We start from the raw sequence: 22,147 nt of genomic DNA, 5'->3' as shown, positions 1-22,147 counted from the left end.
CGGGCGGAGCGGAGACGGGCGGGGCGTCACCGCACCTCGATGAACGCCCCGGCCTCCCGCTCCGGCCGCGGCCTCGGCTGCTCCGCCGGATGCCCGACCGCGACCGCCCCCATCGGGTCCCACCCGGCCGGAAGGTCCAGCACCTCGCGCACCACGTCGCGGCAGAACATCGTCGACGACACCCATGCCGAGCCCAGGCGCTCCCCGGCCAGCGCGACCAGGAAGTTCTGCACCCCGGCGCCGGCCGCCACCACGAACATCTCCCGCTCGGCACCGTCCCGCCGCGCGTCGCCGTAGGTGTGCGAGCCGTCCATGACGAGGCACGGCACCACCAGGTACGGCGCGTTGCGCAGGACGTCCCCGCGCCGGACGCGCCGGGCGATCGACTCCTCGCTCTTGCCGTCCCGCCGCAGGTCCGCGAGCCAGGCGTCCCGCATCGCGTCCAGCAGCCGCGTCCGCGACCCGGCCGACTCCAGCAGCACGAACCGCCACGGAGTGGTGTGGTGCGGGGCGGGCGCGGTCACCGCCGCGGCCACCGCGCGCCGTACCGCGCCGGGGTCCACGGGCTCGTCGGTGAAGGACCGTACGGTCCGGCGCCCGGTCACCGCCTCCCGCACCGCCTCGGAGGTGCCGAGCCGGAACATGTCGTCGCGTGCCTCGCGCACCAGGGCCCGCGCGCCCGGTCCGCCGTCGTCGGCCACGAGGTGCGGCAGTCCGCGCACGACGGCGACGGGCAGCCCGGCGGCCTTGCCCTTGACCAGGTCGCCGGCGGCGGCCAGTTCGTCGGCGGTGGCGACGACGGTGGCGCTGAGCGGGTTGCCGTGGGCGTCCGTGCCGCCGCGCAGGTCGTCGAGCACACGGACCCCGGCGGCGCCGATGGCGACGTCCGTGAGCCCCGCGCGCCAGGGCCGTCCGAAGGTGTCGGTGACGATCACCCCGACGGTGACGCCGAGGGCGTCCCGCAGCCCCTCCCGCAGCGCCCGCGCGGACCCGTCCGGGTCCTCGGGCAGCAACAGCACCGTGCCGGGGCGGGTGTTGGAGGCGTCGACGCCGGCCGCCGCCATGACGAGCCCTTGGCGGTTCTCGACGATCCGCAGCGGCCCGCGCCGGGCGACGACGCGTACGGTCTCGGCGTCGATCGCGGCCTCCCGGTCGGCCGCCTCGACGAGCCGTCCCTCCGCCTTGGACACGATCTTCGAGGTGACCAGCAGCACGTCTCCGTCGGCCAGCCCCGGCTCCGCGTCGGCGATCAGCTTGGCGAGATCGTCGCCCTCGCGCACCTCGGGCAGCCCGGCGACCGCCCAGACCCGGTACCCGGGCGCGGCCCCGGCACCAGGGTCCGCCGCCGGCGGCGTGCCGCTCACGCTCCCCGCACCTCCTCCGCCAGCGCCAGCGCCTCGCGCGCCATCCCGGCCGCCGCGTCCACGTCGGTCATCATCAACGGCACCGCCCGGCAGCGGATCCCGTCCGCCTCGACCCGCTCCACCGCGGCCGCGTCCACCGTGTCGACGAGCCAGCCGTCCAGCAGGCCCGAGCCGTAGTGCTCGGCCACCGCGGCGGCCGTGGACTCCACGCCGACGGCCGCGAGCACCTTGTCGGCCATCCCCCGCACGGGCGCGTCCCCGACGATGGGGGACAGGCCGATCACCGGCACCCCGGCGTCGGCGATCGCCTCGCGGACGCCGGGGACGGCCAGGATCGTGCCGATCGAGACGACGGGGTTGGACGGCGGGAAGAGGATGACGTCCGCCTCGGCGATCGCCTCGAGCACGCCCGGCGCCGGCTTGGCCTGCTCGGCGCCGACCGGTACGACCGCCTCGGCCGGCACGGAGGCCCGCAGCCGCACCCAGTACTCCTGGAAGTGGATCGCCTTGCGCTCCCCGTCGAGCTCCACGGCCACATGGGTCTCGACGCGGTCGTCGGTCATCGGGATCAGCCGCACCCCCGGCTTCCACCGGTCGCACAGCGCCTCGGTCACCGCGCTCAGCGGGTAGCCGGCGCTCATCATCTGGGTGCGCACGATGTGCGTGGCGAAGTCCCGGTCGCCGAGCCCGAACCACTCCGGCCCCACGCCGTACGCCGCGAGCTCCTCCTTGAGGTGGAACGTCTCGTCGGCCCGCCCCCAGCCCTGCTCCTCGTTGATGCCGTCACCGAGCGTGTACATCACCGTGTCCAGGTCCGGGCAGACCTTCAGCCCGAAGAGGTGGATGTCGTCGCCGGTGTTGCCGATGACCGTGACGTCCGCGTCCGGCACGGCCCGCTTCAGACCGCGCAGGAACCGGGCACCACCGATGCCGCCTGCCAGAACCACAATGCGCATGGGGCAAGTCTTGCAGGCGGGTAGGACAACGCGTCAGGCAGACACCGGACGCGCGTCGCAGTGCGGGGCCGTGGCCGTGTGCATCGGCATCTCGGTCAGGCCCGGGTAGTAGACGTGCAGGCTGACCGCCGGCTCCAGCGTGTCGTTGACGACCTCGTGGACGTACCCCGGCGCGAACACCCGCTGGGCGCCCGCCTCCAGCACGCGCGTGCCGCGATCGGTGCGCTCGGTCAGCGTGCCCTCCAGGACGGTCAGCACACCGGAGGAGCGGCCGTGGTCGTGCGGCCCGCTGCCCTGCCCCGGCACCCAGGACAGCAGCCACACCTCGTAGCCGGGGCCGGTGCGCAGCCGGTGGTACCAGCGCGTCGTGGCGTCGTACCGGACGAGGTGCTCCCACTGGGAGCGGTCGGCGGCGACGGAGCGGGCCAGGCCGACGAACTCGGCGACGGTGGACGGGTGCTCGCGCGGCGGCTGAAGGAGGTGCCGGACTTCGAGGATGTCGCCGGCGATCTGGAGGTCGTTGTCGCTGTTCATGGGATGCGGTGGGTCCTCGGCGGAAGGGTGGGGGCTGGGGTCTCGCGTACCGTCCGCCCGGGTCACGAGCGGGAGGGTGGCCCTGGATCAGGGGCGGGAAGGGGACAGCAGCCGAGTCGGGATGGACTCAAGGACAGCCGGAGCGCGTTGGGCTCAACAGCTGGAACAGCGACAACAGCTACGGCGCACGGGGGCAGCACCGAGGGACCCGGCGGTGCGGGTCGTGGTGAGTGCCGAGTTCGCGAGCATGCCCACAAGGACAGCGGCTCACACCCCGACTGTCAACTCGACGCCCGGAATGTGGGACATGTTTCACCTCATCCGGTTCATCTCTCAGGTGAAAGGTTTGCTCACCCGGAGTGCGGGACACATGGCGCACATGCCGGGCACGCCGGCCCCGTTGCGCTCCTGTGATCCGACTGTGATCCGGTGCGTCTCGGTGCGCGTGTCGGAACGAGATCGAAGTCCCGGGCGTCCTCCCCGATGCGGGCCCCTCGTGGGTCGCGCCGGGGGTCGGGCGACCTTCGGGCCTCGTCTGCCTGTCGAGGTTTATGCCGATTTGAACACTTTCCGCATGGCCTTGGTTCCGCAGAGTGAATAAGAGGCCCAATAGCAGATCTCAGCTTGACTCGCCCGGAGCAGCACACTTGTAATTTCACTCGTGTCGTTCAGCCGGGATCGGTAACGGCCACATCACGGGGACGCGAAAGACAGACGAGGGGCGCACATGACCGAACTGGTGCAGCAACTGCTGGTCGACGACGCGGACGAGGAACTCGGCTGGCAGGAGCGCGCGCTGTGCGCCCAGACCGACCCCGAGTCCTTCTTTCCCGAGAAGGGCGGCTCCACCCGGGAGGCCAAGAAGGTCTGCCTCGCCTGCGAGGTCCGCTCCGAGTGCCTCGAGTACGCCCTCGCCAACGACGAGCGGTTCGGCATCTGGGGCGGTCTGTCCGAGCGCGAGCGACGCCGGCTGAAGAAGGCCGCCGTCTGACCCCCACCTCGGCGCCGGAGCTCCCGGAAAACCGCACATCGTCTTCCCCATGACGTCACGAACGGCCCGTCGCCGGTGGGTTATCCACAGGCGACGGGCCGCTGTGCTGGCCAGCCGATAGTGTGGTCGCTCGTCCGAGACGCCCCGCTGCCCCCACGGGGCACAGGCGTCCATCACAGTCCACACCGAACCGGGGCCGTATCTCGATGTCCGTGCCCAGCCATACGGCAGCCCACTACGACGCCGCTGCCGCACCGCCGCCCGAACCGGCGCGCGCGTCGGAGTTCGACCCGACCCGCCCGCCCGAGTTCCCGCGGCACGTGGTGACCGCCGTGCTCGTGACGCACGACGGGGCCCGCTGGCTGCCCGACGCCCTCGCCGGCCTGCTCGGCCAGGAGCGTCCCGTGCAGTACGTCATGGCCGCCGACACCGGCAGTGCGGACACCTCCGCCCAGTTGGTCACCGACGCCCTCGGTGACGACCGCGTGCTGCACCTCGCCCGGCGCACAGGCTTCGGCCAGGCCGTCGCCGAGGCCAACCGCACCGCCCCGGTGCTCACCCCGGACGACCTGCCGTACCTGAAGCGCCCCAGCGGCTGGGACCCCGTCACCCGCAGCTGGCGCGACGACGCCTACGACCTGCCCGACCTGCCCCACGGGGAGCCGGTGCAGTGGCTCTGGCTGCTGCACGACGACTGCGCGCCCGAACCCGACGCCCTCGCCCAGCTGTTGCGCGTCGTCGACAACGAGTACGAACTCGGCCGTGACGACGTCGCGGTCGTCGGCCCCAAACTCCGCGGCTGGTACGACCGCAGGCAGCTGCTGGAGGTCGGCGTCACCATCGCGCACTCCGGTCGCCGCTGGACCGGCCTGGACCGGCGCGAACAGGACCAGGGCCAGCACGACCACGTGGGTCCCGTGCTGTCGGTGTCCACCGCCGGGATGCTGATCCGGCGTGACATCTACGAGGAGCTGGGCGGGTTCGACCGCAGGCTGCCCCTGATGCGCGACGACGTCGACCTGTGCTGGCGCGCCAACGCCGCCGGCCACCGCGTCCTCATCGCCCCCGAGGCAGTCGTACGGCACGCGGAGGCGTCCTCCCGCGAGCGCCGCACCGTCGACTGCGTGGGCCGCACCGCCGCCTCCCCGCACAAGGTGGACAAGGCGGGTGCCGTCTACACCCTGCTCGTCAACACCCGCACCGCGGCGCTGCCGTGGGTCCTGCTGCGCCTGGTCTTCGGCACCCTGCTGCGGACCCTCGCCTACCTCGTCGGCAAGGTCCCCGGACAGGCCGTCGACGAGATCCGCGGCCTCATGGGCACCCTGCTGCGGCCCGAGCGGATCATCGCCGGGCGGCGCAGGAGAGGCCGTCCGCAGGTGGACAAGGGCGAGCTGCGGGCTCTGTTCCCGCCGCCCGGCGCGACCATCCGCGCCACCGTCGAACAGGTCGCGGGCAATCTCGTCGGCCGCTCCGACCCCGAGGTGTCCTCGGCGGGCCGGCACGGCGGCGCGGTCGAGTCCGGACCCGGCGGCGACGACGTCGACTTCCTGGAGATCGAGCAGTTCGCCCGCCTCAGGCGCATCGGCCGCAAGCCGGGACCGGTGCTCTTCCTGGTGCTGCTGCTGGTGTCCCTGGCCGCCTGCCGGGGCCTGCTCGGCGGTGGCGCGCTCGCGGGCGGCGCCCTGCTGCCCGCCCCCGCCGACTCCGCCGAGCTGTGGTCGCGCTACCTCGACGCCTGGCACCCGGTGGCCACGGGCGGCACCCCGCCCGCACCGCCGTACCTCGCCCTGGTCGCGATGCTGGCCTCCGTGCTGTTCGGCTCCACGGGCCTCGCGGTCACCGTCCTGCTGGTCGCCTCGGTGCCGCTGGCCGGGTTCACCGCGTACTTCGCCTCGCGCCCGCTCGTCGAGTCCCGGCTGCTGCGTGCCTGGGCGGCCGTCGTGTACGCCTTCCTGCCCGCGGCCACCGGCGCGCTCGCCGGCGGGCACATCGGCACCGCCGTCCTCGCCGTGCTGCTGCCGCTCCTCGCCCGCGCGGGCGTCGCGGCGAGCGGCCTGGCCAACGCCTCCGGCGCGCGCGGCGGTTGGCGCGCAACCTGGGCGTACGCGCTGCTGCTGACCCTCACCACCGCGTTCACGCCGATCGTCTGGCCCGCCGCGCTCGTCCTCGGCGTCGCCGTGCTCGCCGTGCGCCGCGGCGAGATCATGGCCTACGGACTGCGGTTCCTCGCCCAGTTGGGCACTCCGCTGCTGGTCCTCGCGCCCTGGTCGCTGTCGCTGCTCCCCTTCGGCTTCTTCAAGGAGGCCGGCCTGGAGTACGGCGCCTCGGCCGCCTCCGCCCTCGACCTGCTCGGCGCGAGTCCGGGCGGCCCCGGCACCGTGGACGGGCTGATGCTCATCGGCATCGTCCTGGCCGCGCTGGCCGCCCTGCTGCGCTCCGAGCGGCAGTCGGGGATCCGCGCGGCCTGGGTGGTGGCACTGGTGGGGCTGGTCCTCGCCGTCCTGTCCAACCACTCCGCATGGGCCGGTCCCGCGACCCTCGTCTACGGCCTCGCCCTGCTGGCCGCCGCCGTGCTCGGCGCCGACGGGGCCCGAGCGCGCGTGGCCGAGCAGAGCTTCGGCTGGCGCCAGCCGGTCGCCGCGCTGATCGTCTTCGCGGCGGTCGCGGGCCCCCTGCTCGCCGCCGCCGGCTGGATCATCCGCGGCGCCGACGGCCCGCTGGAGCGGCGTGACCCGGTGCAGGTGCCCGCGTTCGTCGCGGAGGAGGCCAACACCCGGGACCAGGCCCGCACCCTGGTCCTCGACAGCGACTCCCCGGCCCACGTCGGCTACACGCTCGTACGCGGCTCCGGCGCCCGCATGGGCGACGCCGAACTGTCCGCGGCGGGCGGCGCGAACAGCAGACTCGACAAGGTCGTCGCCAACCTCGTCGCCGGTTCCGGCGCCGACCAGGCGGGCCAGCTCGGCGGCTTCGCGGTGCGCTACGTCCTCGTGCACAAGGGCGCGCCCCGCGAGGTCAGCCGGGTCCTGGACGCCACGCCCGGCCTGGCCCGGCTCAGCCAGCAGGACGGCAGCGCCCTGTGGCGGGTGGACCAGGAGGTCTCGCGGGCCGCCCTCGTGCCCGCCTCCGGCACCGGCCCCGCCCAGGCCGTCGCCGCCGGTCCCGTCGAGATCCACACGACGATCCCGGCCGGTTCGGCGGCCCGTGTGCTGCGCCTGGCCGACTCCGCCGACGCGGGCTGGACGGCCACCCTGGACGGCAGGCCCCTCGCCCGGACCACGGTCGACGGCTGGGCGCAGGGCTTCCAGCTCCCCGCCACCGGCGGCAGGCTGGACGTCACCTACGACGACCCGGCCGGGCACACCGCCTGGCTGTGGGCGCAGGGCGCCCTGGCCGTCGTCCTGGTCGTGCTCGCCCTGCCGGGCCGGCGCCGCGACGTCGACGACGACCTGCCCGAGGAGCCGCTTCCCGCCCAGGCCGCCGAGGGCGAGGGCCGCCGGGCCCGCCGTCTGCGCGCCCAGGCGGAGGCGGAGGCCGAGCAGAGTGCCCAGGAGGGCCTCGCGCACCAGGACGAACCCGGCGGCCCGGGCGGGCCGCCCGCCGAGGAGGAGGCCCCCGCCGCCGTGCCGCACCAGGCGCAGTACGGCGACTGGGACACCACCGGCTACCCGCAGGGCGACTACGGCACCTACGGCGGCGAGCAGTACCAGGACGCCCGGCACTACGCCCAGGGCGCCTACGACCCGGCGTACCAGAGCGGCCAGTACCAGAGCGGCGGCGGGCCCGACGCGCCGTACCAGGCCGGACAGTACGAGGGCGGCCAGTACGACCCGTACGCCTACGGCGGTCAGTCACCGGCGGCGCCGTACGACCAGGCCCACCAGCAGGGCTACGGCGAGCCCTACGACGAGTCCTACGAGGAGCCGTACGACCCGGCGCGGTCCCACCCGCACGGCCCGCACGGCATCGGCAGTGAGCGCCCCGACGGGAGCCAGCAGTGAACCGCACGACCCTGTCCCTGATCGCTGGGGCGACCGCGCTCGCCGCCGTCACCGGCTTCGCCGCGCTGACCACTCCGGACGCCTCCGGGGCCGGCGCCGCCAAGGCCGCCGTCCAGCTGCCCGTGGAGCGCACCACCCTGGTCTGCCCCACCCCGAGCACCTCCGACATCGCCGACACCTCCTACACGTCCTTCACGCCGGTCACCCGGGGCACGGACGGATCGGGCAAGGCCGAACTCCGGTCCGCCGCCGAGGCGTCGGACACCGGCACCGGCAGCTCCCCGGGCGCGGAGACGGGCAAGGGCGAGAACAAGGGCGGCGCCGGCGCGAAGACGGCCGGCAAGCCGGTTCTCCAGCCCAAGGCCCCCGGCACGCCGGTCACCGGGGACGTCTCCGGCGCGGACGCGCCCGCGCTGGTCGGCACCGCCGAGGGCAGGTTCGCCCCCGGCTGGACCCTGCAGGAGACCACCGAGGTCGCGGCGGGCACCGGGCGCGGACTCCTGGGGGTCAACTGCACCGCGCCCGACACGGAGTTCTGGTTCCCCGGCGCCAGTACGGCGCCGGCCCGGTCCGACTACCTCCACCTGACGAACCCGGACGACTCCGCCGCAGTCGTGGACATCGACCTCTACGGCAAGGACGGCGCACTGAAGTCCACGGTCGCCGACGGCATCACGGTGCAGCCGCACGCCACCGAGCCGGTCCTGCTGTCCACCCTCGCCGACACACCGCAGGACGACTTGACCGTGCACGTCAGGGTGCGCAGCGGGCGGGTCGGGGCGGCCGTACAGGCGCTCGACGACCAGCTCGGCGGGGACTGGCTGGCGGCGTCCGCGGACCCGGCCGACAGCCTGGTGCTGCCCGGCATCCCCAAGGACGCCACCGCCGTGAAACTGATCGCCTTCACGCCCGGCGACGCGGACGCCGACCTGAAGGTGCGGCTGGCGTCGCCGTCCGGGCTGATCACCCCCGCCGGGCACGAGACGGTGCACGTCAAGGGCGGTATGACGACCGCGGTCGACCTGGGCGACGTCACGCGCGGTGAGGCGGGTTCGCTGGTGCTGACCTCCTCGTCCCCGTCGGTGCCCGTGATAGCGGCCCTGCGGGTGGTGCGCGGCAAGAGCGGCCGGCAGGAGACGGCGTTCATTCCGGCGACGAGCCCCGTCGCCACGCGGGCGACCTCGGCCGACAACAGCGGCAAGGGGTCCTCCCTTTCGCTGACGGCGCCCACCGGCACCGCCCAGGTGAAGGTCACCGCGTCGGCGGGCAGCGAGGGCGGCACCGCGACCTCCAAGACGTACACGGTGAAGGCGGGCACGACGCAGGACGTCGCCCCGCCGGTGCCGGCCGGTCTGAAGGGCACGTACGCCCTGACGGTGGAGCGTGTCTCCGGCGGCCCCCTCTACGCCGCCCGGACCCTCGCGTCGGAGCACGAGGGCGTCCCGGGCTTCACCATCCAGACGCTCCCGGACGACCGGGGCATGGTGTCGGTGCCGGAGGCGGACCAGGACCTGTCGGTGCTGCAGAGGTAGGCGGCCCGGCGGTGGCAGACGAGCGGCGCCGTCCTCCCCGGCGGGAGGGCGGCGCCGCGTCCGTTCGCTCAGTCCTCCCCGTACCGGGGATCCACCGTCTCCGGAGTCAGGCCCAGCAGATCGGCCACCTGCTCCACCACGATCTCGTGCACCAGCGCCGCCCGCTCGTCCCGTCCCTTGGTGCGGATCTCCACCGGCCGCCGGTACACGACCACCCGCGCCCGGCGCCCGTCCTGCGCCGCGACCGCCCCCCCGAGGGGCACCGCCTCGTCGCTCCAGACCCGCCCCGGCCCGTCCAGCCGCGGTACCTCCAGCACCAGGAAATCGATGTCGGCGAGCTGGGGCCACCGCCGCTCCAGACGCTCCACGGAGTCCTGCACCAGATCCGCGAACACCTCGGCGCGACTCGCGGCGAGCGGCACCTGCGGCGGCGCGATGGGGCCGCGCATGCCCCGGCCGTGGCGATCACGACGACGGGGCCCGGGGCCGGCGGCTCGGGGCGGTACACGGTTGTCCATCACTGGTGAAGCGTAGTCCCCGCAAGGTCCGCCCGGCCCGCTCCGCGCGGCATCCCGGACACCGCGCCGCCCCGCTTCACCCCATGATTCCGGATGTCGCCGGATGCCCATTCCGGCCAAGGTTGGGCTCGATTCCGTATCTCTCCGAGCGCGACGAGCGCAAGGGTTTTGACGTTGTTTGTGCCGACCTGTAACCGCGCCCGGAGTCGACCGGGATTCCGCCGCCGGTCGTCCGCGCAGGTCAGCAAGGTGGGGCAGAAGGGGTGTGTGGGGCGTTTCACACTACGACACGGGGGAGTGACCTGGTGGAGAGTCGTCGCGGCCCGCTCAAGAGTGCGGTACCGTCCAACGTCGTGAGCCCTGTACGTCGCTGTTCGCGCACCGCCTGCGGCCGACCCGCCGTCGCGACGCTGACGTACGTCTACGCCGACTCGACCGCGGTCCTCGGCCCGCTCGCCACCTACGCCGAACCCCACTGCTACGACCTGTGCGCCGAGCACTCCGAGCGCCTCACCGCCCCGCGCGGCTGGGAGGTCGTCCGGCTCCTCGACGGCTCGGCCCCCGCCCGCCCCAGCGGCGACGACCTCGAAGCGCTCGCCAACGCGGTGCGCGAGGCGGCCCGGCCCCAGCAGCGCGCGGCCGAGGCCGGCGGCGGACCCCGCACGGCCGACCCGATGGAGGTCGCGCGCCGCGGCCATCTGCGTGTGCTCCGCTCGCCGGACAACTGAATCGGTTCGCCGCCCGCCCGCGACCGGTCGTCACCGTCCTGCGCCGTCCCCGTGCCGTAGTCCCGTGCCTCGCGCCGGAGTCCCCTGCCCCGCACCGGAGTTCCGCGTTCCACCCGTCCCCGTCGCGACGGCGTGCCGGCGGCCGGCCCGCCCCAGGGGGTCCCACCGGCCGGTCCGGGTAGTTTGTGGGGACCGATTGGACCATCAAGAAGGGTTGGCCGTGACTGCTGATCTGTCGCAGATCGTGAAGGCGTACGACGTACGCGGAGTGGTCCCGGACCAGTGGGACGAGTCGCTGGCCGAACTCTTCGGGGCGGCCTTCGCGGAGGTGACCGGCGCGAGCGCGCTCGTGACCGGGCACGACATGCGGCCCTCGTCGCCCGGCCTGTCCCGTGCCTTCGCGCGCGGCGCGGCGCGGCGGGGCGTCGACGTCGTCGAGATCGGCCTGTGCTCGACGGACCAGCTGTACTTCGCCTCGGGCGCGCTGAACCTGCCGGGCGCGATGTTCACGGCCTCGCACAACCCGGCCCGGTACAACGGCATCAAGATGTGCCGGGCGGGCGCCGCGCCGGTCGGCCAGGACACGGGGCTGGCCGAGATCCGCGAACTGGTCGAGCGGTGGCGCGAGTCCGGCGCCCCGGAACCGGTCGCCCGGCCGGGAACGGTCACGCAGCGCGACACGCTGGACGAGTACGCGGCACACCTGCGCTCCCTGGTCGACGTGAGCTCCATCCGCCCCCTGAAGGTCGTCGTCGACGCGGGCAACGGCATGGGCGGGCACACCGTCCCGACGGTCCTCGCCGGCCTGCCCGTCGACCTGGTGCCGATGTACTTCGAGCTGGACGGCACCTTCCCGAACCACGAGGCCAACCCACTCGACCCGGCCAACCTCGTGGACCTGCGGCGGCGGGTCCGCGAGGAGGGCGCCGACCTCGGCCTCGCCTTCGACGGCGACGCCGACCGCTGCTTCGTGGTCGACCAGCACGGCGAGCCGGTCCCCCCGTCCGCGGTCACCGCGCTCGTCGCGGCGCGCGAGCTGGCCCGGCACGGCGGCCAGGGCATGATCATCCACAATCTGATCACCTCCTGGTCGGTCCCGGAGGTCGTGCGGGAGAACGGCGGCACGCCGGTGCGCACCCGCGTCGGCCACTCCTTCATCAAGGCCGAGATGGCGCGGACGGGCGCGATCTTCGGCGGTGAGCACTCCGCGCACTACTACTTCAAGGACTTCTGGAACGCCGACACCGGCATGCTGGCCGCGCTGCACGTCCTCGCGGCCCTGGGCGGCCAGGACGGCCCCCTGTCGGCGCTGGTCGCGCAGTACGACCGCTACGTCGGCTCCGGCGAGATCAACTCCACCGTCGACGACCAGGCGGCCCGCCTCACCGCGATCAGGACGGCCTACGAGGGCCGCCCGGACGTCACCCTCGACGACCTCGACGGCCTCACGGTCACGGCCGCCGACTGGTGGTTCAACGTCCGCCCCTCCAACACCGAGCCCCTGCTCCGCCTGAACGCGGAGGCCCGCGACGAACCCACCATGGCCAAGGTGCGCGACGAGGCCTTGGCGATCATCCGGGCCTGAAACCTCGGACCGCCGCCCAGGGTCCGGGGCGGAGCCGCACCCGGGCGTCACGGCAGCGGGCGGCAGCGACCTCGCAGGTGGCGTCCGCCACCCCGCGGGACGCGGCCGCCGCCGCCCCACGCCCGGCACCCCGCCCCCGGCCCGACCCCCTCGCACCGGCGGTACCCTGACCAGGCACGTCCCGTACCACCCACACCGCACGCCGCCCCCGAAGGGAACCCCCATGCCGCTCGAAGCCGGCCTCCTGGAGATCCTCGCCTGCCCGGCCTGCCACGCCCCTCTCAAGGAGCAGGACGCCGAGCTGATCTGCACCGGACGGGACTGCGGCCTGGCCTACCCGGTCCGCGACGGCATCCCCGTCCTGCTCGTCGACGAGGCCCGCCGCCCCGCGTAACGACCCGGCGATCGGAGGCTGCCGCCCATGCTCGACGAATCGCTGCTCGACAACCCGGACCAACTCGCCGCGGCCGACCGCCGCGGACTGCTCCGCGGCGCCGCCGAGGCGGGCGCCCGGGTCCGGACCGCCGCCCGGCACGCGGCCGAGGCAGGCGTCAAGGACCTGAAGCCCGACGGCCGTCCCCGGGCGGTGCTCATCGCCGGCCCGGGCGCCGCCGCCACCCAGGCCGCCGACCTCCTCGGCACACTGGCCGGCGCGGGCAGCCCCGTGACCCGGCTGGCCCCCACCGGCGTCGCCCCGGCCGCGGGCGCCCTGCGCTGGGAACTTCCCGGCTGGGCCGGCTCCGTCGACCTGCTGCTGATCGCCACCCCGGACGGCACCGAGCCGAGCCTGTCCCTGCTCGCCGAGCAGGCGTACCGCCGCGGCTGCGCGGTCGCCGCCGTCGCCCCCACCCACACCCCGCTCGCCGAGGCCGTCGCGGGCGCCCACGGCCTGTTCGTACCGATGGCCACGGCCCCCTACGACCAGGACGAGCCCTTCCCCGCCTCGTCGCCCGGCGTGCTGTGGGCGCTGCTCACCCCGCTGCTCGCGCTCCTGGACCGCATCGGTCTGCTCGGCGCCCCGCCCGACGCCCTGGAGCGGGTCGCCGACCGGCTGGACCACATCGCCGAGCGCTGCGGCCCCGCCATCGCCGCCTACAGCAACCCCGCCAAGACACTCGCCGCCGAACTCACCGACGCGCTGCCCCTGATCTGGACCGAGGGCACCTCGGCAGGCGCCGCGGGCCGTCGTTTCGCCGCCGCGCTCGCCGAACTGTCCGGCATCCCGGCGGTCGTCGCGGAACTCCCCGAGGCGCTCGCCCAGCACGGCGCCCTGCTCGCCGGTCCGCTGGCCGCCAGCGCCGACCCGGACGACTTCTTCCGCGACCGCGTGGAGGAGGCGCCCGCCCTGCACGCGCGCGTGGTCCTGCTCCGCGACCGTCCGATCGGCGGTCTCACCGCCGCGCCCAGCGCCCGTGAACTGGCCCTCGCCCACGACACGCCGATCAGCGAGCTCGAACCGGAGTCCGGCGGCGAGATCGAGACCCTCGCGGAACTGATCGCTGTCACGGATTTCGCCGCCGTTTACCTCGCGCTCGCCTCGAGGGCCTGATCTGGACGTCGACGCCCCCCGAGACCGTACGAGGGGGTGTCCGGCCGCCGTACCCACGGCGGCTCCGCGTCGTCCACCGAGTGACGCGCCACAGGACGCGCCGCAAGGCGCGAAGAGAAGCCGGCAGGAAGAAACGCATGGACCGCCTCGACAACACCGTCCGCCCCTACGCCTGGGGTTCCACCACCGCCATCCCGCGGTTGCTCGGCGTCGAGCCGAGCGGCGAGCCGCAGGCGGAGATGTGGATGGGCGCCCACCCGGGCGCCCCCTCGCGCACCGGGCGGGGCACGCTCGTCGAGGTCGTCGAGGCCGACCCGGAGCGGGAACTGGGCGCCGCGGCCGTCGCGAAATTCGGCCCGCGCCTGCCCTTCCTGCTCAAGATCCTCGCCGCCGGGGCCCCGCTCTCCCTCCAGGTGCACCCCGACCTGAAGCAGGCCCAGGACGGCTACGCGGACGAGGAGCGGCGCGGCGTCCCCATCGACGCCCCGCACCGCAACTACAAGGACGCCAACCACAAGCCCGAGCTGATCTGCGCCCTCACCGAGTTCGACGGCCTGTGCGGCTTCCGCGACCCGCGACGCGCCGCCGACCTGCTCGAAGGGCTCGGCGTCGCCTCCCTCAAGCCCTACGTCGACCTGCTGCGCGCCCACCCCGAGGACGCGGCGCTGCGCGAGGTGCTCACCGCCCTCCTCACCGCCGACCGCGAGGAGATCGCCGGCACGGTCACCGAGGCCGCGGACGCCTGCGCCCGCCTCGGCGGCGCGTACGGCCCCTACGCCGACATCGCCCGCCACCACCCCGGCGACCCCGGCGTCCTCGCGGCGATGCTGCTCCACCACGTCCGGCTCCAGCCGGGGGAGGCCCTGTACCTCGGCGCGGGCATCCCGCACGCCTACCTGAGCGGCCTCGGCGTCGAGATCATGGCCAACTCCGACAACGTCCTGCGCTGCGGCCTGACCCCCAAGCACGTCGACGTCCCCGAACTGCTGCGCATCGTCCGCTTCGCGTCCGGGGACCCCGGCGTCCTGCGCCCCGAGGCCACCGCGGACGGCGAGGAGGTCTACGACACCCCCATCGACGAGTTCCGCCTGTCCCGGTACGTGCTGCCCGAGGGCGGCGAAGTCCGCCACCTGTCCGCCGGCACCCCGCAGATCCTGCTCTGCACGGCCGGCCGCGTGCGCGCGGGCGAGTACGAGCTCACCCCGGGCCGCTCCGTGTTCGTACCGGCGGGCGAAAAGGCCGAAGTGTCCGGCGTCGGCACGCTCTTCCGGGCCACGGTCGTCGTCTGAGGCAACGGGGCCGGTGGCCTGGGGTACTCCACTCACGCCGGGCTGCAACAATGGCCCTCCGGCAAAGGACGGGCAAAGCCCCCCGGGGCGCACCCGCCACCGGCGGGCGGCGCCCGGGACACGCCCGGTTGCGGGCCTAGGGACGACGGCGAAGGGACAACGCGAACACATGAGCGCGTCAGGCGGCACCAAAGCGATCGTGGCGGCACTCGGCGCCAATCTCGCGATCGCGGCATCGAAGTTCGTGGCCTTCGCCTTCAGCGGCTCCTCGTCGATGCTCGCCGAGGGCGTCCACTCGCTCGCCGACTCCGGCAACCAGTTCCTGCTGCTGATCGGCGGCAGGCGCGCCCAGCGCGAGGCGACCCCGCAGCACCCCTTCGGCTACGGCCGCGAGCGCTACATCTACGCCTTCCTCGTCTCCATCGTGCTCTTCTCCGTCGGCGGCATGTTCGCCATCTACGAGGGCTACGAGAAAATCCAGCACCCGCACGCGCTGGAGCACTGGTACTGGCCGGTGGGCGTCCTCCTCTTCGCGATCATCGCCGAGGGCTTCTCCTTCCGCACGGCCATCAAGGAGTCCAACGAGCTGCGCGGCAAGCTCTCCTGGGCGCAGTTCATCCGCCGCGCCAAGGCGCCCGAGCTGCCGGTGGTCCTGCTGGAGGACTTCGGCGCGCTGATCGGTCTCGTCCTCGCCCTCGGCGGCGTCGGGCTGGCCCTGGTCACCGGCGACGGCCTCTGGGACGGCATCGGTACCGTCTGCATCGGTGTCCTGCTGGTCCTCATCGCCCTCGTGCTGGCCGCCGAGACGAAGTCCCTGCTGCTCGGCGAGGCCGCCGGGGCCGACGTCGTCCGGCAGATCGAGAAGGCCATCGTCGACGGCGACACGGTCACCCGCATCATCCACATGCGCACCCTCCACCTCGGCCCCGAGGAACTGCTGGTCGCCGCCAAGATCGCGGTGCGGCACGACGACACGGCCGCCGAGATCGCCACCGCCATCGACGCCGCCGAGGCCCGCATCCGCGCCGCCGTCCCCATAGCCCGCGTGATCTACCTCGAGCCGGACGTCTACAGCGAGACCGAGGCCGCGAAGGGCCCGGACCGCGAGGCCACCCCCGGCGGCCCGGCACAGAGCCCCGCCGGGCACTGATCCGACCGCACCCCGCGACGGGGCCCGCCAAATCCTCGGCGGGCCCCGTCGCCCGTTCACGCCGCCGGTGTCACAGGTGCCCGGGCCACAGCGCCGACGTCAGCGCCGCGGGCCGCCGCCGCGCGGCCCGGGCCGCCACCGCCAGCGCCAGCCCCACCACGGCGAGGACCAGCCCGAGGAACGCGACCACGCCGAGCAGCCCCGGCACCATGCGCTGATCGGTCACGCGGCCCTGAACCGCCCCGAGCGGCACCGTCCCGCCGTGGTCGTCGGGGAAGGCACGGGAGTCCCGCGCGTTCGACCGATGGTCGCCGAGCAGGAAGACCCGTCCCTCGGGCACCCGCACGTCGTACGGCCGGTGCGTCCCGTCCCCGACGCCGTCCCGCGCGTACGGCTCGTCGAGCGCCCTGCCGTTGACGAGGATCCGCTCCTGGGCCGTCCCCAGGCCCGAGCAGCACACGACACGGTCACCGCCCACGCCGATCACCCGCTGCACCACGGGCGCGGACTGGTAGCGCTCCGGCGCCGTGTACAGCACCACGTCGCCCCGCCGCACCTCGGCGCCGTCGATCCGCTCGAGGACGAGCCGGTCACCGACGCCGTACGTGGGCGACATGCTGTCGCCGCGCACCTCCGACAGCAGGTAACCCGTCCGCAACCACACCAGGGACCCGATCAGGAGCAGCACCCCCAGAGGCCCCACCACCCACGCCGCCACCCGGAGCCTGCGCGCCTTCTCCATGACCACTCCCTCCCCATGCGGCACATCCGCGGGCACAGGCTAGCGGCGGCCCGCCCCCGCCCCCGCGGGACCAGCGCAGGCCAGACCCCCTTCCGGGCCGCCCCGGGTCCATCCCGGCCCTCCCTTCCCGCCTCGCGCCCGCCCCCGCCGGGTCCCGTTACCGGCCCGATCTGTCCGGAGACGGACTGGGGACTGCCGGGGGTCGCGGTGTAGCTTGGGACGGAGCCAGACGTCGCTGCTGATGGCGGTCGGGCGGTCCCATGGCGGACCGGCCGAGGGAGAGAGGGCCTCCGACGGACTGCGCTGCGCGCACGCGGGCATGCCTGTGTCCTCTTCGGGCACCCCTATGTCCGCCGCCGCGCAGGTCAGCCGTACCTCTCGCCCCAACCCGAGGAGCAGCCCGTAATGACGACTGTCGACAACCGACAGGACTTCAAGGTCGCCGACCTGTCCCTGGCCGAGTTCGGCCGCAAGGAGATCACCCTCGCCGAGCACGAGATGCCGGGCCTGATGGCGATCCGCAAGGAGTACGCCGAGCGGCAGCCGCTGCGCGGCGCCCGGATCACCGGCTCCCTGCACATGACCGTGCAGACCGCCGTCCTCATCGAGACCCTGGTGTCCCTGGGCGCGCAGGTCCGCTGGGCCTCCTGCAACATCTTCTCCACCCAGGACCACGCGGCCGCCGCCATCGCCGTCGGCCCGAACGGCACGCCCGAGAACCCGCAGGGCATCCCGGTCTTCGCCTGGAAGGGCGAGACCCTGGAGGAGTACTGGTGGTGCACCGAGCAGGCCCTGACCTGGCCGGACACCCCCACCGGTGGCCCGAACATGATCCTGGACGACGGCGGTGACGCCACCCTCCTCGTCCACAAGGGCGTCGAGTACGAGAAGGACGGCAAGGTCCCCTCCGTCGACACCGCCGAGTCCGACGAGCACCGCGTCATCCTCGAGCTGCTGACCCGCACCCTGGGCGAGAACCCGCAGAAGTGGACCCAGCTGTCCTCCGAGATCCGCGGTGTCACCGAGGAGACCACCACCGGAGTCCACCGCCTGTACGAGATGCAGCGCGACGGCGTCCTCCTCTTCCCGGCGATCAACGTCAACGACGCCGTCACCAAGTCGAAGTTCGACAACAAGTACGGCTGCCGCCACTCCCTGATCGACGGCATCAACCGCGCCACCGACGTCCTCATCGGCGGCAAGACCGCCGTCGTCTGCGGCTACGGCGACGTGGGCAAGGGCTGCGCGGAGTCCCTGCGCGGCCAGGGCGCCCGCGTGATCGTCACCGAGATCGACCCGATCTGCGCGCTGCAGGCGGCCATGGACGGCTACCAGGTCACGACCCTCGACGAGGTCGTCGACAAGGCCGACATCTTCATCACCACGACCGGCAACAAGGACATCATCATGGCCTCGGACATGGCCAAGATGAAGCACCAGGCCATCGTGGGCAACATCGGCCACTTCGACAACGAGATCGACATGGCCGGCCTCGCCAAGATCCCCGGCATCGTCAAGGACGAGGTCAAGCCGCAGGTCCACACCTGGACCTTCCCCGACGGCAAGGTGATCATCGTCCTGTCCGAGGGCCGCCTGCTGAACCTGGGCAACGCCACCGGCCACCCGTCGTTCGTGATGTCCAACTCCTTCGCGGACCAGACCCTGGCCCAGATCGAGCTGTTCACCAAGCCCGACGAGTACCCGACCGGCGTGTACACGCTGCCCAAGCACCTCGACGAGAAGGTGGCCCGCCTCCACCTGGACGCGCTCGGCGTGAAGCTGACCAAGCTCCGCCCCGAGCAGGCCTCGTACATCGGCGTGGAGGTCGACGGCCCGTACAAGTCGGACCACTACCGCTACTGAGCCGCACCCGCGTCTCACCCTGGCCCCCCGAGGCAGGCCCCCGCACCCCCGTGCCGGGGGCCTGCCCCTTTGGCCGGACCCACCGTCGCGCCCGCCGACCCGGCCTTCACACCGACCCGACCGACCCGCGGCGGCGACCCGACCCGCCCGTCACGACCCAGGACCCCCATGCCCCGCGGCCGCTATTCGCTCCACGATCCGCACGATCACACCCCCCTCTACGAAGAGCACTTCCAGTGCGCCCCCGGCCCCTCCGGCTGGCGCTACGTCTCCCGGATCACCACCCCCGCCGGCGACCACCACGGCTCCGTCGACCTCGCCCTCGACGAACTCGGCCGCCCTCTCCGGCTGGAACTGCACGCGGGGAACTGGCAGGTACGTGGCGCCGCACTCGACGGCGTCACCTGGGTCCGCACCGACCCCACCGGAACCCATGCCACCGAAGGCAATGTGCGCGCCCACGCCTTCACCGGCACGTCCCCCGCCTTCCTCGTCGCCACCGCCCGTCTTCTGCGCCTCACCCCCTCCGCTCCCGCGACCCGCGTACGCCTCGTCGCCCTCACCGACCCGGTCCTCGCCCCCCGCACCGTGGACCAGTCGTGGGCGCTGGTGAAAAGCGAAGCACACGCCACTGACAACGGCCCCCTGACCGTGGACGAATACCAGGTCACAGACTTGGACACCGGCGAACGGCACACCGTGCACCTCGCCGGCGACGTGGTGCTGGCCGCCCCTGGCGTCGAACTGGAGGACCTCCAGTCACCGCCGTCCGCCTTCGGCCCCTGACAAGGTTCTAGGCCGGCGGTGCGAACCCGGTGGCCGGACGCTCCGCCGACGGCGCGTCCTGCTGCGCCTCCTGCTGCGCGTCCCGCGGCACGACGGGCGGAACCGGGGACGGAACGACAGGCGCCACGCCGGGTGCACCCGCCCCGGAAGCACCGCTCACGCCCTCCTCCGGGCGACCACCCGCCGAGGGCGGGGCGAAGCCGCCCACGCCGGGAGCGGCACCGACCGCCGCACCGTCGCCCACGCCCGCCGCGCCACTCCCACCGGCGGCCCCTCCCGCGGCCGCGCCGGGCCCGAACACGCGCCGCGCCTCGCGGGCCTGCCGCTCCTGCAGCACCGCCGCCAGATACATGGCCGGGGGAACCTCGGGCGGCGCCGGAGTCCCGGTCCGGGCCGCGACATCGGCGGTGAGCCGCTGCGCCATGCTCCAGCCGACCTGCGGATCCAGCTGCTGCATCCGCGTCAGGTACTGCCGGACCGCAAGCCACAGCCCGTCCGGAACCGCCGAGAGGTCGAGGCCCGAGAAGCGCCCGGCCAGCCAGGGCGGCGGCGGAGGCACGGAAGCCGCATGCCCGGTCGGCACCCGTTCCCGTACGACCAGCGTGCCCGCGAACACGTCGCCGAGCCGGCGCCCCCGGGCCGACACGAGCGAGGCGATGCAGGCGATGACCCCGAACGTCATCAGGATCTCCACCACGCCGATCGCACCCCGCACCAGGGCGTGCCGGAACCGGATCGGACCGCCGTCGTCCCGCACGACGCGCAGCCCGCACGCCGTCTTCCCCAGCGACCGCCCGTGGCTGAGCGTCTCCACCGCGATCGGCCCGCCCACCAGTACGAGCAGGAAGGTCGCGATGGACACCGCTATCTGCGCCGCCTCGTCCAGCGAAGCCGTCGCGGCCACCAGAGCCACGGTCACCGCTATGTAGACCGCCATGGCCACCGCGAGATCGAGCAACACGGCCAGCGCCCTGCTGGGCAGCCTCGCAGGGCGCAACTCCAGCGCCACCGCCTCGCCCGTCACCAGCTCACTCACGCCTGCGTCCTTCCCCTGACCCACCTCGAAGACGGTCAGTCTGCCAAGCTGAGGCCGTGCGCGTCCCAGTAAGACAAGCTGACACTTCCGACGAGCAGTAGACCAACCAGCCGAGGAGCAGGCAGACACGATGGACCTGGACGTCTTCGTCTCCGCCCACCGAGCCGAGTGGGACCGCCTCGACGCCCTGCTCCGCCGCCGGCGCCGCCTCACCGGCGCGGAGGCCGACGAGCTCGTCGCCCTGTACCAGCGCGCGGCCACCAACCTCTCCCTGATCCAGTCCAGCGCACCGGACCCGCAGCTGACCGGACGGCTCAGCCAGCTCGTGGCCCGCGCGCGCAGCGCCGTGACGGGAACGCGCCGCGCCTCCTGGCGCGACGTGACCCGCTTCCTGCTGTACGGATTCCCGGCCGCCGTCTACCGGGCACGCCACTGGTGGGTCCCCACCGCCCTGGTGTCCACCGTCGTGGCCGTCCTCCTGGGATGGTGGATCGCCGCGCACCCCGAGGTGCAGAGCACCATCGGCGCCCCCGGAGAGCTGCGCAACCTGACCCGCCCCGGCGGTGAGTACGAGACCTACTACTCCAGCCACCCCGCGGCCGCCTTCGCCGCACAGGTGTGGACGAACAACGCCCAGGCGGCCGCCATGTGCCTGGTGCTGGGCGTCTTCCTGCTCCCGGTGCTGTGGATCCTCTTCGAGAACATGCTGAACCTCGCGGTCGGTATCGGGCTGATGTCCTCGGCCGGCCGGCTCGACACCTTCGTGGGCCTGATCCTTCCGCACGGCCTGCTCGAACTCACCGCCGTCTTCGTCGCCGCAGGTACGGGACTGCGCCTCGGCTGGACCCTCGTCGACCCGGGCCCACGCCCCCGCCGTACGGCGCTGGCCGAGGAGGGCAGGGCCGCGGTGGGAATGGCGATCGGCCTCGCGCTGGTCCTCTTCGTGTCCGGCGCGATCGAGGGCTTCGTCACCCCGTCCGGCCTGCCCACCTGGGCCCGCATAGGCATCGGCGTCGCCGCGGAGCTGCTGTTCCTCGCGTACGTCTATGTCCTCGGCGGCCGCGCGGCCCGGGGCGGCGAAACGGGTGACGTGGAGGCGGCGGAACGCAGCGCCACGGTGCCGACGGCCGCCTGATGTGCGTGCACACCTCCTGAGCTGCTACTCTCCTCTTCGCCCCGCCGGAGCCGTTGACACGGACCGGATGGGGAGGTAGATTCGAACAGTTGCCTGGAGCTGGGCTTGAGTCCAGATGGGCAACCAGTGAGTATCTATACGGCTTCCGGAAACGAAAATTCCCGAGAAGCACCTCCCGATAAATCGGAAACGATGGCCGGTCAAGCCGGCGCGAAACTTCTGATAAAGTCGGAACCGCCGGAAAGGGAAACGCGGAAGCGGGAACCTGGAAAGCGCCGAGGAAATCGGGTCGGAAAGATCTGATAGAGTCGGAAACGCAAGACCGAAGGGAAGCGCCCGGAGGAAAGCCCGAGAGGGTGAGTACAAAGGAAGCGTCCGTTCCTTGAGA

General features: G+C 73.4%; 18 protein-coding genes. 12 read left to right on the top strand and 6 right to left on the bottom strand.

What is annotated here, in order from left to right:
* Window positions 1-26: 26 nt before the first annotated feature.
* Genes ACF1A5_RS18105 through ACF1A5_RS18095 form a run of 3 tightly spaced genes read right to left on the bottom strand, consistent with a single transcriptional unit; the run spans window position 27 to window position 2,854 of the window.
* On the bottom strand, window positions 27-1,364 hold the full coding sequence (locus tag ACF1A5_RS18105; RefSeq protein ID WP_392193840.1) for a coenzyme F420-0:L-glutamate ligase: 1,338 nt from the start codon (window positions 1,362-1,364) through the stop codon (window positions 27-29).
* Window positions 1,361-2,320 carry a 2-phospho-L-lactate transferase gene (cofD, locus tag ACF1A5_RS18100; RefSeq protein WP_392193839.1) on the bottom strand — a complete coding sequence of 320 codons (960 nt, stop codon included), beginning with the start codon at window positions 2,318-2,320 and terminating at the stop codon, window positions 1,361-1,363. The genes ACF1A5_RS18105 and cofD overlap by 4 nt, the downstream gene beginning before the upstream one ends.
* 33 nt (window positions 2,321-2,353) lie before the next feature.
* Window positions 2,354-2,854, bottom strand: a complete 501-nt coding sequence (locus ACF1A5_RS18095; RefSeq protein WP_392193838.1) for a cysteine dioxygenase — start codon at window positions 2,852-2,854, stop codon at window positions 2,354-2,356.
* A gap of 727 nt (window positions 2,855-3,581) precedes the next feature.
* Here ACF1A5_RS18095 and ACF1A5_RS18090 point away from each other — a divergent pair.
* The 3 genes from ACF1A5_RS18090 (at window position 3,582) to ACF1A5_RS18080 (ending at window position 9,378) form a co-directional block, all read left to right on the top strand.
* Entirely contained in the window at window positions 3,582-3,845 is a 264-nt protein-coding gene (locus ACF1A5_RS18090) for a WhiB family transcriptional regulator (protein WP_003975777.1), read from the top strand.
* Window positions 3,846-4,051: 206 nt separating this feature from the next.
* Window positions 4,052-7,846 (top strand): glycosyltransferase, encoded by a 3,795-nt coding sequence (locus ACF1A5_RS18085; protein WP_392193837.1) that lies wholly within the window; start codon window positions 4,052-4,054, stop codon window positions 7,844-7,846.
* Window positions 7,843-9,378 carry a DUF5719 family protein gene (locus ACF1A5_RS18080; protein ID WP_392193836.1) on the top strand — a complete coding sequence of 512 codons (1,536 nt, stop codon included), beginning with the start codon at window positions 7,843-7,845 and terminating at the stop codon, window positions 9,376-9,378. The genes ACF1A5_RS18085 and ACF1A5_RS18080 overlap by 4 nt, the downstream gene beginning before the upstream one ends.
* Window positions 9,379-9,446: 68 nt before the next feature.
* Here the strand turns inward: ACF1A5_RS18080 and ACF1A5_RS18075 are convergent, their stop codons facing one another.
* Window positions 9,447-9,896 (bottom strand): metallopeptidase family protein, encoded by a 450-nt coding sequence (locus tag ACF1A5_RS18075; RefSeq protein WP_392193835.1) that lies wholly within the window; start codon window positions 9,894-9,896, stop codon window positions 9,447-9,449.
* A 305-nt stretch (window positions 9,897-10,201) separates the two neighbouring features.
* Here ACF1A5_RS18075 and ACF1A5_RS18070 point away from each other — a divergent pair, with 305 nt between their 5' ends.
* The 6 genes from ACF1A5_RS18070 to ACF1A5_RS18045 all read left to right on the top strand — a co-directional run bounded on the left by ACF1A5_RS18070 (window position 10,202) and on the right by ACF1A5_RS18045 (window position 16,197).
* Window positions 10,202-10,624, top strand: a complete 423-nt coding sequence (locus tag ACF1A5_RS18070) for a DUF3499 domain-containing protein (RefSeq protein WP_356188521.1) — start codon at window positions 10,202-10,204, stop codon at window positions 10,622-10,624.
* Between the two features lie 220 nt (window positions 10,625-10,844).
* Window positions 10,845-12,209 carry a phosphomannomutase/phosphoglucomutase gene (locus ACF1A5_RS18065; protein WP_392193834.1) on the top strand — a complete coding sequence of 455 codons (1,365 nt, stop codon included), beginning with the start codon at window positions 10,845-10,847 and terminating at the stop codon, window positions 12,207-12,209.
* 223 nt (window positions 12,210-12,432) lie between these two features.
* Window positions 12,433-12,603: a Trm112 family protein gene (locus ACF1A5_RS18060; RefSeq protein ID WP_392193833.1), complete on the top strand. Its 171-nt coding sequence runs from the start codon at window positions 12,433-12,435 to the stop codon at window positions 12,601-12,603.
* A gap of 27 nt (window positions 12,604-12,630) precedes the next feature.
* Window positions 12,631-13,758 carry an SIS domain-containing protein gene (locus ACF1A5_RS18055; protein WP_392193832.1) on the top strand — a complete coding sequence of 376 codons (1,128 nt, stop codon included), beginning with the start codon at window positions 12,631-12,633 and terminating at the stop codon, window positions 13,756-13,758.
* 137 nt (window positions 13,759-13,895) lie between these two features.
* Complete coding sequence (manA, locus tag ACF1A5_RS18050) at window positions 13,896-15,047, top strand: mannose-6-phosphate isomerase, class I (protein ID WP_392193831.1); 1,152 nt, start codon at window positions 13,896-13,898, stop codon at window positions 15,045-15,047.
* Window positions 15,048-15,216: 169 nt separating this feature from the next.
* A complete protein-coding gene (locus ACF1A5_RS18045) occupies window positions 15,217-16,197 on the top strand; it encodes a cation diffusion facilitator family transporter (RefSeq protein WP_392193830.1) in 981 nt (326 codons plus the stop codon).
* A 70-nt stretch (window positions 16,198-16,267) separates the two neighbouring features.
* Here ACF1A5_RS18045 and lepB read toward each other — a convergent pair whose 3' ends face one another.
* Entirely contained in the window at window positions 16,268-16,939 is a 672-nt protein-coding gene (lepB, locus tag ACF1A5_RS18040) for a signal peptidase I (RefSeq protein WP_392193829.1), read from the bottom strand.
* Window positions 16,940-17,344: 405 nt separating this feature from the next.
* Here lepB and ahcY point away from each other — a divergent pair, with 405 nt between their 5' ends.
* The gene (gene ahcY / locus ACF1A5_RS18035) at window positions 17,345-18,802 is read left to right on the top strand and encodes an adenosylhomocysteinase (RefSeq protein ID WP_392193828.1); all 1,458 of its coding nucleotides are present in this window, start codon (window positions 17,345-17,347) and stop codon (window positions 18,800-18,802) included.
* 168 nt (window positions 18,803-18,970) lie between these two features.
* Entirely contained in the window at window positions 18,971-19,588 is a 618-nt protein-coding gene (locus ACF1A5_RS18030; protein WP_392193827.1) for a hypothetical protein, read from the top strand.
* A gap of 7 nt (window positions 19,589-19,595) precedes the next feature.
* Here the strand turns inward: ACF1A5_RS18030 and ACF1A5_RS18025 are convergent, their stop codons facing one another.
* Window positions 19,596-20,624 (bottom strand): RDD family protein, encoded by a 1,029-nt coding sequence (locus ACF1A5_RS18025; protein WP_392193826.1) that lies wholly within the window; start codon window positions 20,622-20,624, stop codon window positions 19,596-19,598.
* A 130-nt stretch (window positions 20,625-20,754) separates the two neighbouring features.
* On the opposite strand from ACF1A5_RS18025, the gene ACF1A5_RS18020 reads away from it, so the two are divergent.
* Window positions 20,755-21,759, top strand: coding sequence for a stage II sporulation protein M (locus ACF1A5_RS18020; RefSeq protein WP_392193825.1), 1,005 nt, complete (start codon window positions 20,755-20,757; stop codon window positions 21,757-21,759).
* The last annotated feature ends 388 nt before the right edge of the window (window positions 21,760-22,147 follow it).

This window comes from Streptomyces sp. NPDC014864, from assembly GCF_043081525.1.
Taxonomy (GTDB): domain Bacteria; phylum Actinomycetota; class Actinomycetes; order Streptomycetales; family Streptomycetaceae; genus Streptomyces.
Note: the sequence above shows the minus strand (reverse complement) of the source record. Positions and strands in the feature narration are given on the sequence as shown.

Coding starts and splice junctions, on each gene's coding strand:
- cofD (WP_392193839.1), bottom strand. CDS start 2,320: ATGCGCATTGTGGTTCTGGCAGGCGGCATCGGTGGTGCCCGGTTCCTG.
- ACF1A5_RS18095 (WP_392193838.1), bottom strand. CDS start 2,854: ATGAACAGCGACAACGACCTCCAGATCGCCGGCGACATCCTCGAAGTC.
- ACF1A5_RS18090 (WP_003975777.1), top strand. CDS start 3,582: ATGACCGAACTGGTGCAGCAACTGCTGGTCGACGACGCGGACGAGGAA.
- ACF1A5_RS18085 (WP_392193837.1), top strand. CDS start 4,052: ATGTCCGTGCCCAGCCATACGGCAGCCCACTACGACGCCGCTGCCGCA.
- ACF1A5_RS18075 (WP_392193835.1), bottom strand. CDS start 9,896: ATGGACAACCGTGTACCGCCCCGAGCCGCCGGCCCCGGGCCCCGTCGT.
- ACF1A5_RS18060 (WP_392193833.1), top strand. CDS start 12,433: ATGCCGCTCGAAGCCGGCCTCCTGGAGATCCTCGCCTGCCCGGCCTGC.
- ACF1A5_RS18055 (WP_392193832.1), top strand. CDS start 12,631: ATGCTCGACGAATCGCTGCTCGACAACCCGGACCAACTCGCCGCGGCC.
- manA (WP_392193831.1), top strand. CDS start 13,896: ATGGACCGCCTCGACAACACCGTCCGCCCCTACGCCTGGGGTTCCACC.
- ACF1A5_RS18045 (WP_392193830.1), top strand. CDS start 15,217: ATGAGCGCGTCAGGCGGCACCAAAGCGATCGTGGCGGCACTCGGCGCC.
- lepB (WP_392193829.1), bottom strand. CDS start 16,939: ATGGAGAAGGCGCGCAGGCTCCGGGTGGCGGCGTGGGTGGTGGGGCCT.
- ahcY (WP_392193828.1), top strand. CDS start 17,345: ATGACGACTGTCGACAACCGACAGGACTTCAAGGTCGCCGACCTGTCC.
- ACF1A5_RS18030 (WP_392193827.1), top strand. CDS start 18,971: ATGCCCCGCGGCCGCTATTCGCTCCACGATCCGCACGATCACACCCCC.
- ACF1A5_RS18020 (WP_392193825.1), top strand. CDS start 20,755: ATGGACCTGGACGTCTTCGTCTCCGCCCACCGAGCCGAGTGGGACCGC.